Source organism: uncultured Lutibacter sp., assembly GCF_937891065.1.
Taxonomy (GTDB): domain Bacteria; phylum Bacteroidota; class Bacteroidia; order Flavobacteriales; family Flavobacteriaceae; genus Lutibacter.
This window is the reverse complement of sequence record NZ_CALAEQ010000141.1, coordinates 1-9,648: the sequence shown is the minus strand read 5'-3', so window position 1 is coordinate 9,648 and position 9,648 is coordinate 1. Positions and strand designations below refer to the sequence as shown.

Below are 9,648 nucleotides of genomic sequence, written 5' to 3'. Positions count from 1 at the left end.
ACAATCTAAACATTTTAAGCCTTCATCAGTCATTTGATAAAGATGTCTTGGCATATCTCTATCATTTATATCTTGAATATTATCAACATCATCTAAAAAAGTACGCGTTGAATTGTCTAAATAAATGAAAGAATTAGTAGGTATATTAATTGTGATATCAATTAATTGGTCTTTAAATTTATTTTTGAAATCAGATAAAAAATACCCGTTTAATTCTAGATTATTATCATTTAAATTAAATTGATATTCTATAGCTTCAGCATCATTATTTGCAGTTAAACGATTTTTACCTTCAGACTCTTTTCTGATTTTCACAAATGCATTTTCTTTATCTGTAGATTTTATATCAACATTAATTCTCGTTGAAAATAATTTTTGAGTATCGTTGTCATAAACGGTTTCTGAACTATATTGTCTTCTTAACTCTTTACGATTCGACAAATTATCATTTCCAATCATTTTGACTCTCAAAGTGTCATTTGCCATAATTGGCAATTCTTCAGTTTGATTGTTTACACCATCAAAGGCGGTTCTTGTTGCAAAATTTGCACCTGCAATACTTAAACCAATTAATGAAATTATCCAAATACCTAATAATGATAATTTTGTTGTGGTGCTAAATGATTTTACATTGCTTGATATTATTTTTAAACCAAGCATAAACAACATAATAAATGGGATGCCTACAATAATAAAAACTAAAATGATTAGCAACCAAGATGGCATAATTGAATCGAAAAAGAAAGGTGGGTAATGCACATATTCGTTACCAAAGCCTAATATTTCGATACCTCCCCAAGAAAATGCTCCAATAATTAAAGCAATTAAAGTAACTGTAGCAACAAATATTAATAAGGCTCCAATAAATTTACCTAATACACTTAAGATTGCTAAAATTATTTTACCAAGAGTTTCAACAATTTCTTGTATTCCAGTTTTTGCTTTACTTTTAAACTCAGTGCTTTTAACTTTGTTAGTCACATCGTTTACACCATCTTTTACACGAGATGTAACACCATCAAATTCTTCTCTAATTTTACGTTCTATATTGCTAATATTTACAGGTTCTCCTTTCATTTGGAGTTTTTCTGCCGTAGTTTGAGCTTCAGGTATAAGTATCCATAATAAAATATAGATAGGTATTCCTGTACCAAAACCAGCTACAACTAAAATTACCCACATTAGTCTAATCCATAATGAATCTATTCTAAAATAATGTCCTAATCCTGCAGAAACACCACCTAAAAATTTATCTTCACCATCTCTAAATAATTTTTTTGAAGAAGTTTTTGCTCTGTAAGTAGGTTCATCTTCAAATATTTCTTCATCCACTAAATAATCTTCAGGTTTCCCCATAATTTTAGTGATTTCATCAATATCGTTTTGATTTACAACCTGACGTTCGTCTTTAATTCTTTCAGAAAGTAATTCTCCAATTCGAAGTTCAATATCATTTAATATTTCATCTCTTCCTTGTGGGTCGTCACTTAAAGATCGTCTTATAGCATCTAAATAAAGTTTTAACTTTTGATAAGCTATTTCATCAATATGAAAAAAGATGCCTCCTAAATTTATATTTATTGTCTTGTTCATTTTTTTGTTGATTTTTTGGTAGTTACTAAGTTTACTGCTTCTACGAGGTCACTCCAAGTGCCATTTAATTCTTTTAAAAATAATTTACCTGTTTCTGTTAAACCGTAATATTTTCTTGGCGGTCCAGATGTTGATTCTTCCCAGCGATAGCTGAGCAAACCAGCATTTTTTAATCTAGTTAATAAAGGGTAAACTGTTCCTTCAACAACTAATAATTTTGCGTCTTTTAGCTCAGATAGTATTTCAGAAGTATAAGCATCTCCATGTTGTAATATGGAAAGTATGCAATATTCTAAAACTCCTTTTCGCATTTGAGCTTTTGTGTTTTCTATCTTCATAAGTTGATATTTAAGAGTTAAAAAGCATAGTGCTATTTAATAAATTCTATAGTAAATGGATATGTATAATACTCTCCACTGTTTGCTTTAATACTTGCTGAAATAATAAGAACAATTTTTAATATAATAGCAGGTATTATTCCAATAACAATTGCTATAATTCCTAAACCTAAAGTAAAAATGGCAATTGGTACTATTAATAATGCAAGTAAAAATCCGTAAAAAATTAAACTAAGTTGAAAGTTTACTGCTGATTTTCCATGAGTGTCAATATATGAACTCTCATTTTTTTTAGCTGACCACAACACAAGAGGCGCAATTATATTTCCGAATGGAAAAAACCATCCTGCAAAACCACTTAAGTGTGTGATAGAACTGTAATTTTTATCGTTTTGTGTGATCATAGTTTATTGTATTTAGTAATTTCTTATGCAAATATATGGATAAAAGATAGTAGTATGCAAGGCATAGTACTATAATTTAACATTTATTTAACATTGTTAGTCCTATTTTAAATGCATAATTTATAGATTCAATAATTTTTTATTCACCCTGAATTGTATATATTTATAAATAATTAGGCTGTATTTAATAATGAATGGTGTAAAGAGCCTGATAAAGTTTTAAATTTATAAAATAAAAAATAAAAATATGGATTCAAATAATTTAGCGACAAAGGAACATTTGTTAGCACTTATTGAAGAACAAAAAAAGATTATAAAATCTTTGCAGAAGGATGATGAAAGGAATGCTAATTTGTTTGAAAATTCTTTAGACGGAATTTATAAAAGCACTCCAGAAGGTAAATTTATAGATGTAAATCCGGCGCTAGTTAAAATGTTAGGTTATGATTCAAAAGAGGAATTGATGGCCGTTGACATTAAAACAGATTTATATTTTAATATAAAAGATAGGGAACTAAAAGAACCTGATGAAAATCAAGAACAAAACGCAATTTTTAAGATGCGCAAAAAGGATGGTTCTGCAGTTTGGGTTGCAGATTCTGGTAAAATTATTACTGATAGTGCAGGGAATGTGCTTTTTCATGAAGGAGTTTTAAGAGATGTTTCTGAAATTAAAAAAGCTAGTCAAATTCAAAAATTATTACTGAAAATTGCGCAGGAAGGCTATAAATCTCATGAATTAAAAGATTTCATTAAATTTATAATGAGTGAGTTAGGGAGGTTGATTGATACAACAAACTTTTATGTTGCTTTTTATAATGAAGATAAGCAGACAATAAATATTCCTTTTATTTCTGGCGAGGTTGCCGATACGGAGTTTCCTATTGCAAAATCCATGACAGGTTATTTAATTAAAAAAAATAAGCCTTTTTATTTAAAATCTGAAGAATATAAAAAACTTATTGATCTTGGAGAAATTGACCTTATTGGTAAATTTCCTGCTGTTTGGATTGGTGTTCCGTTAAGGATTGAAGATAAAGTAATTGGTGCTATTGTTGTTCAAAATTATGATGACTCTGAAGCATATAAGCAAGAAGATATTGAATTGTTAGAGTTTATTTCTTCACATTTAAGTTTGGCTGTTCAAAAGAAGAAAAATGAAGATGAGTTATCAATGTCTAAACAATTGTTAAGAAATGTATTAGATATTATTCCAATGAAAGTTTTTTGGAAGAATAAGGAGAGCGTATTTTTAGGTTGTAATGTTGCTTTTCTTGAGGATAATGGTTTTAAGAATGAAGATGAAGTTATAGGGAAAACGGATTTTGATTTTAATGAAAGAAAAGATGCTGAAAATTACAGAGCAAGTGATGCAGTGACTATGAAGAGTGGAAAACCTAAGTTGAATTATCAAGAATCATTTATTATGAATGGTAAAGAACAATGGGTAACAACAAGTAAAATGCCTCTTTTCAATACAAATGATGACGTTATTGGAATTGTTGGAACTTCGGATGATATTACTGAACGAATAGAAAATGAAATAAAGCTAAAAAAGGCCACAGAAGAAGCTATAGCAGCAAATTTATCTAAATCTACTTTTTTATCAAATATGAGCCATGAAATAAGAACACCAATGAATGCTATTTTAGGATATTCACAGTTGTTACAAGATGATGATAATTTGACAAAAACACAACAAGAGAATTTAAAAACAATAAATAAAAGTGGTGAACATTTATTGGAATTAATAAATGACATTTTAGATATGTCTAAAATAGAGGCTGGAAGGACTATTCTAAACCCATCTGACTTTAATTTTTTAGATCTTTTAAAAGAATTAGAGCAATTGTTTAAAATTAAAGCTAGCCAAAAGAATATAGATTTGTCTTTTATAATAGCTAAAAATGTACCTAAGGCTATTTTTGCTGACGAATCTAAAATAAAACAAGTTGTTATAAATTTGATAGGAAATTCTTTAAAATTCACATCAGAAGGTTTTGTGAAAATTTCTGTAGAAAAATTAAAAGATCACATGTTGCAAATTAAAGTTAATGACAGTGGTAAGGGTGTTTTAAAAGAAGAGCAAGAAACAATATTTAAACCTTTTGAACAGGCACAGAGTGGCCGTCAAACTGAAGGAGGTACAGGTTTAGGTTTAGCGATAAGTAAAAAGTTTGCCAACTTAATGAACGGTGATATTACTCTTGAGAGTGAATATGGAAAGGGTTCTGACTTTGCATTTAGTTTTAAGTATTTAGTAGGAAATGAAAGCATATTTAAAAGTGATAAAAAAGAATCACAAGTTGCATCTCTTAGCCCAGAAATGATAGGATTAAAAGTTGCAATTGTTGATGACAGATTTGAAAACAGAGATATATTATATAAAAAATTAAATCCTTTGGGGTTTGATACTCGAATGGCAGAGAATGGAAAAGAAGCCGTTGAATTATATGAAGAATGGAAACCAGACATTATCTTAATGGATGTTGTAATGCCCATTATGAATGGAGTGGAGGCTACAAGACAAATTTTAAAAATTGCGGGAAATCATGATGTTAAAATTTTTGTTGTTAGCGCAAGTGCATTAGAGTCTGAACAAAAAGAAATTATGGAAATAGGAGCTACTGTTTTTATTAAAAAACCTCTAATCTTTGACTTACTATTGGCTGAAATGCACCATAAAGCAGGTGTTAAATTTATTTATAAAGAAGAGAAAATAAAAGAATCAATAACGAATTCGATTCCTTCAGATTTACCTGAATATGTAAAAGTTAAATTCTTGGAAGCAGCTGGGGAAGGGAATTTTATGTTGTTGCAAGAATTACTAGAAATGGCAGAAAAAGATACTGGCAAAACATTTACGTTTATTGAAGAATGTATTAACGAAATGGAATTTGAGGCAATAATTAATTGGATAGAATCATAAAATAAGAACTATGGATAATTGTAAGGGAACCATTTTAATTGTTGATGATAATGCTAATAATTTAAAAGTATTAGCTGGAGTTTTAAATGAAAATAATTACGATTTTAGAATGGCCAAAAGCGGTCAATTGGCGCTAAATATTTTAGAAAAAACTAAGCCAGATTTAATTCTTTTGGATATACAAATGCCGGAAATGGATGGTTTTGAAACGTGTGTCAGAATTAAAGAAAAAGTAGAAAACATAGGAATAATGATAATTTTTCTTACTGCTAATACTGATACTGAAAGTATAAAAAAAGCATTTAAATCTGGAGGTTTAGATTATGTTACAAAACCTTTTAATTCGGATGAACTTTTAGCTCGAATAAACACGCACATAAAATTAAAAAGGCAAACGGAAGAATTAGAACTTCAAAATGCCACTAAAGATAAATTTTTTTCTATTATTTCACATGATTTAATAAACCCTTTATCGGGTGTTATAGGATTTTCTGAATTGCTAAAAGAAGATTTAAAAGAGAAAGAATTTGGGAATGCAGAAAAATATGTAAATGTTATTTATAAATCTGGTAAATTCACACTTGATTTACTTCAAAATTTATTGGAATGGTCTAGAATCCAGGTTGGAAGTATTAAATCTGTTAAGAATAATTTTAACCTTAGTAAATTGTTAATAGATAATATTGATGGTGTTTCAGCAAAATCTTCAGTTAAAGATATAAGTATTAAAACTAATTTTCCGGAGACATTGTTCGTTAATGCCGATGAAAAAATGATTTCAACAGTTATTAGAAATTTATTGACTAATGCATTAAAATTTACGCCTAACGGCGGCACTATAACTATTACTTCAGAAGAAAAGTTTGTAGATAACATCCAAATGATTGAAACTACTATAAAAGATAATGGAATTGGAATTTCAGAGGAAAATTTGAATAAACTTTTTAAAATTGAGCAAAATTATAAATCATTAGGGACAAATAAAGAAAAAGGCACAGGCTTAGGATTAATATTGTGCAAAGAATTTATAAACCAAAATAATGGATTGATAAGAGTTGAAAGTGAATTGGATGTTGGAAGTAGTTTTATTTTTACATTAGAGGCTGCTAAATAAAAAGTTAAAACACACTTTAAATTGTAACCTTTTTTTTACCTTGACCTCAAAAGATTTTATATGGAAGTTACTGTAAAAAATATGAATAGGTATTTGATGTTTAAATTACCATCAGCCTATATATGTGGTGTAAAGTTAAAGGAATTAGATAAGGCAAAAGCAGTTGTTTGTGTAAAGTATAAGTGGATAAACCAAAACCCATTTAATTCTATGTATTTCGCAGTACAATCAATGGCTGCAGAGTTAACCACAGGTGCAATTGTTATAAAAAAAATAAAAGAAAGTGGAAAGAACATTTCTATGTTGGTAACCAATCATAAAGGAGCATTTTCTAAAAAAGCAGTAGGGTTAATTACTTTTACTTGTAATGACGGTAGCTTAATTGATGAAGCTTTAAAAAGAACCATTGAGACTGGAGAAGGACAAACAATTACAATGAAATCTGTTGGAGTTAATGAAAAAGGAGAACAGGTTTCAGCGTATGAATTTGAATGGAGTGTTAGATTAAAATCAAATAAATAATTTAAAATTAAGGTAATGAATGCACATGAAATAGATTATCAAATACATGGGGAAGAAATGCAATATATTGAAATTGAATTAGACCCACAAGAAGGTGTTGTTGCTGAATCTGGTAGTTTTATGATGATGAACGATGGAATTCAAATGGAAACTATTTTTGGGGATGGATCAAACCAAGATGAAGGAATTTTGGGTAAATTATTTTCCGCAGGAAAAAGACTGCTTACTGGTGAAAGTTTGTTTATGACAGTTTTTTCAAATGTAGGTAGTGGTAAAAAACAAGTTTCATTTGCGGCACCATACCCTGGACAAATTTTTCCGATTGATTTAAGTGAAATGGGAGGAAAGTTTATTTGTCAGAAAGATGCTTTTTTGTGTGCAGCTAAAGGTGTTTCGGTTGGTATTGAATTTTCAAAAAAATTGGGTAGAGGTTTATTTGGTGGTGAAGGTTTTATAATGCAAAAATTAGAAGGAGATGGAATGGCATTTGTTCATGCTGGTGGAAATATGTCTAAAAAAGTATTAAAAGCAGGTGAAGTTTTAAAAGTAGATACAGGTTGTGTTGTTGGGTTTACCAAGGATGTTAATTATGATATTGAATTTGTGGGAGGAATTAAAAACACAGTTTTTGGTGGAGAAGGGTTGTTTTTTGCAACTTTAAAAGGGCCAGGAACAGTTTATGTGCAATCGTTACCATTTAGTAGGTTGGTAGGGAGAGTATTAGCTTTGGCACCTAGAACAGGGAATAAAACAAGGGGAGAAGGAAGTATTTTGGGAGGAATAGGTGATTTAATTGATGGTGATAACAGAATATAAGTAGTTAAGTGAAATCTTGGAAGAAAAAATATACATTTTTTTTAATTAATGGAACTTCTGATTAGAATCATATCTGTTTTATTGGTATTATCACTGATTAGCTCTCCTATTTTAGTGTTATTCAGATTCAAAAAAGCGCAACTGAAATATAATTTAATTATCTATTTAATTGTAAGTATTATAATAACCTTTGTTTTGATGTTAATCACTGGATGGTGGGGTTATATATCTCAGAAAATTCTTCTATCTCATTACGGATATAATTTTGATGCAATGAATGACTTAGAAAGATTTCGTACAGTTGCAATTGAGAATTTAGAAAGAGTAAAAAGACTTGAAATAAATATGTTAGGAATTGGATGGCCAGCAAAGGTATTTATGATCTACATCTTTTATGCTCCATATTTACTGATTGTATATCTGATTTTCTATTTCTGGAAAAAATATAAAAAGAAAAAAGAATATACACCTAACATCATATAAAAATATGCTAATAATAAAAAAGCCGAAGTTTAAACTTCGGCTTTTTTATTATTCTAGAGTTTCTAATTCTTTATAATTTTTAGTTAATTTTTTAAGTAATATACCATAAACTATTCTGTAATAAAGCCATAATAAGCCTACCATAACTAATAAACCAATAATTTGTGCGATTAATAAAATATTAAAAAATGTATCAACATCAATAGGCTTGTTATCAGGGTTAAAAACTTCAACCAAAAGATTTGCATCTGAAAACATAACAAAGTTTACAACAAATGATAGAATAACACTTAAAATTATATTGTAATACACGTAATAATTCACTGTTTTACGTGTCTTAATAATTTTTTTCATTAATAAGCTAGTAGAATCAATGACACAAATTGCATTGTAATTTTTATAAAATAAATAAATAAAACCAATGCTAACTGCGTAATGTAATATGTATGAAGTGTTTAGTAATGTTTTTAAATGAAATTTCTCATAAATTTCAAAATAACTTTCAGGAATTAATAAATTAATAAATCCCCAAAATAAAAATTCAGCAATACATATAATAAAAATCCACTTTACAACAGAAGATGATTTTTTATGTATCAGTTTATAAATTTCCTGATATGTTAATTTTGGATAGTCAGCATCTTGCTTCTTCCAATCTTTTTTCAATAATTCTAATTCATCCATAACTTACGGATTTAGTATTGTTCTTAAACGAGTTTTTATTCTGTTCATTTTCACGCGTGCATTCACTTCTGAAATACCTATGGTTTCAGATATTTCTTTATAATTTTTATCTTCTAAATATAAGAAAATCAATGCTTTATCAATGTCTGATAATTGATGAATTGCCTTATACATAACCTTTAATTGTTCTTCTTCTGTATTATCGTAATCGGTTGATTGAATTCTGTGTAAAACACTATCAAAATCTTGTGTTATAATACTTCTTTTTGATTTTCTATATAGTGTAATTGCGGTGTTTAAACCAATTCGATACATCCAAGTGCTTAATTTTGAATCACCTCTAAACTTTGGATATGCTTTCCAAAGTTGTATGGTAATTTCTTGAAACAAATCATTGTGAGCTTCTTGATTATTCGTGTAAATTCTACACACTTTATGAATTATATTCTGATTTTCTTGAAATTCAGAAATAAATTTATGTTCAAGGTCTTTAGTCACAAGTTTGGTTTCGTTCTATTAATAAGTATCGTTTGTAATTGAAATGTTACATTTTACGTTAAAAATAAAAAAAGCAACTCAATTGAGTTGCTTTAATATTAGAAATTAATATAAATTAATTTTCATTTTTTTTAATGTCAGTAATAAAACTGTTAAGTTCTAAACCATATTTAGAAGCTTTTACATTTTTTGATAAAGAATTGTTTATGGTGTCTAACAATTTAATATTGGCATTATATAACTGAGTTAATGCTATATATGGAGCAA

General features: G+C 28.4%; 10 protein-coding genes. 5 read left to right on the top strand and 5 right to left on the bottom strand.

The features are described from left to right. The 3 genes from Q0352_RS07830 to Q0352_RS07820 all read right to left on the bottom strand — a co-directional run. The coding region (locus Q0352_RS07830) for a PspC domain-containing protein (protein WP_299526197.1) at window positions 1-1,593 on the bottom strand (1,593 nt) is incomplete at its 3' end. Then, window positions 1,590-1,931, bottom strand: a complete 342-nt coding sequence (locus tag Q0352_RS07825) for a PadR family transcriptional regulator (protein WP_299526194.1) — start codon at window positions 1,929-1,931, stop codon at window positions 1,590-1,592. The genes Q0352_RS07830 and Q0352_RS07825, both read right to left, overlap by 4 nt. Window positions 1,932-1,963: 32 nt before the next feature. Further along, window positions 1,964-2,335: a DUF4870 domain-containing protein gene (locus tag Q0352_RS07820; RefSeq protein WP_299526190.1), complete on the bottom strand. Its 372-nt coding sequence runs from the start codon at window positions 2,333-2,335 to the stop codon at window positions 1,964-1,966. 247 nt (window positions 2,336-2,582) lie between these two features. On the opposite strand from Q0352_RS07820, the gene Q0352_RS07815 reads away from it, so the two are divergent. The 5 genes from Q0352_RS07815 to Q0352_RS07795 are packed head-to-tail and all read left to right on the top strand — an operon-like array spanning window position 2,583 to window position 8,199. After that, window positions 2,583-5,264 carry an ATP-binding protein gene (locus tag Q0352_RS07815; RefSeq protein WP_299526187.1) on the top strand — a complete coding sequence of 894 codons (2,682 nt, stop codon included), beginning with the start codon at window positions 2,583-2,585 and terminating at the stop codon, window positions 5,262-5,264. 10 nt (window positions 5,265-5,274) lie between these two features. Next, complete coding sequence (locus Q0352_RS07810; protein WP_299526184.1) at window positions 5,275-6,378, top strand: hybrid sensor histidine kinase/response regulator; 1,104 nt, start codon at window positions 5,275-5,277, stop codon at window positions 6,376-6,378. A gap of 60 nt (window positions 6,379-6,438) precedes the next feature. After that, window positions 6,439-6,900 carry a DUF4442 domain-containing protein gene (locus Q0352_RS07805; protein WP_299526181.1) on the top strand — a complete coding sequence of 154 codons (462 nt, stop codon included), beginning with the start codon at window positions 6,439-6,441 and terminating at the stop codon, window positions 6,898-6,900. Between the two features lie 15 nt (window positions 6,901-6,915). Further along, complete coding sequence (locus tag Q0352_RS07800; protein WP_299526178.1) at window positions 6,916-7,716, top strand: TIGR00266 family protein; 801 nt, start codon at window positions 6,916-6,918, stop codon at window positions 7,714-7,716. Between the two features lie 48 nt (window positions 7,717-7,764). Next, entirely contained in the window at window positions 7,765-8,199 is a 435-nt protein-coding gene (locus Q0352_RS07795; RefSeq protein ID WP_299526175.1) for a hypothetical protein, read from the top strand. Window positions 8,200-8,247: 48 nt separating this feature from the next. Here the strand turns inward: Q0352_RS07795 and Q0352_RS07790 are convergent, their stop codons facing one another. Together Q0352_RS07790 and Q0352_RS07785 are read right to left on the bottom strand one after the other, a co-directional pair. Next, entirely contained in the window at window positions 8,248-8,883 is a 636-nt protein-coding gene (locus Q0352_RS07790; protein WP_299526172.1) for a hypothetical protein, read from the bottom strand. A 3-nt stretch (window positions 8,884-8,886) separates the two neighbouring features. Beyond that, window positions 8,887-9,381 (bottom strand): sigma-70 family RNA polymerase sigma factor, encoded by a 495-nt coding sequence (locus Q0352_RS07785; protein ID WP_299526170.1) that lies wholly within the window; start codon window positions 9,379-9,381, stop codon window positions 8,887-8,889. Window positions 9,382-9,648 lie beyond the last annotated feature (267 nt).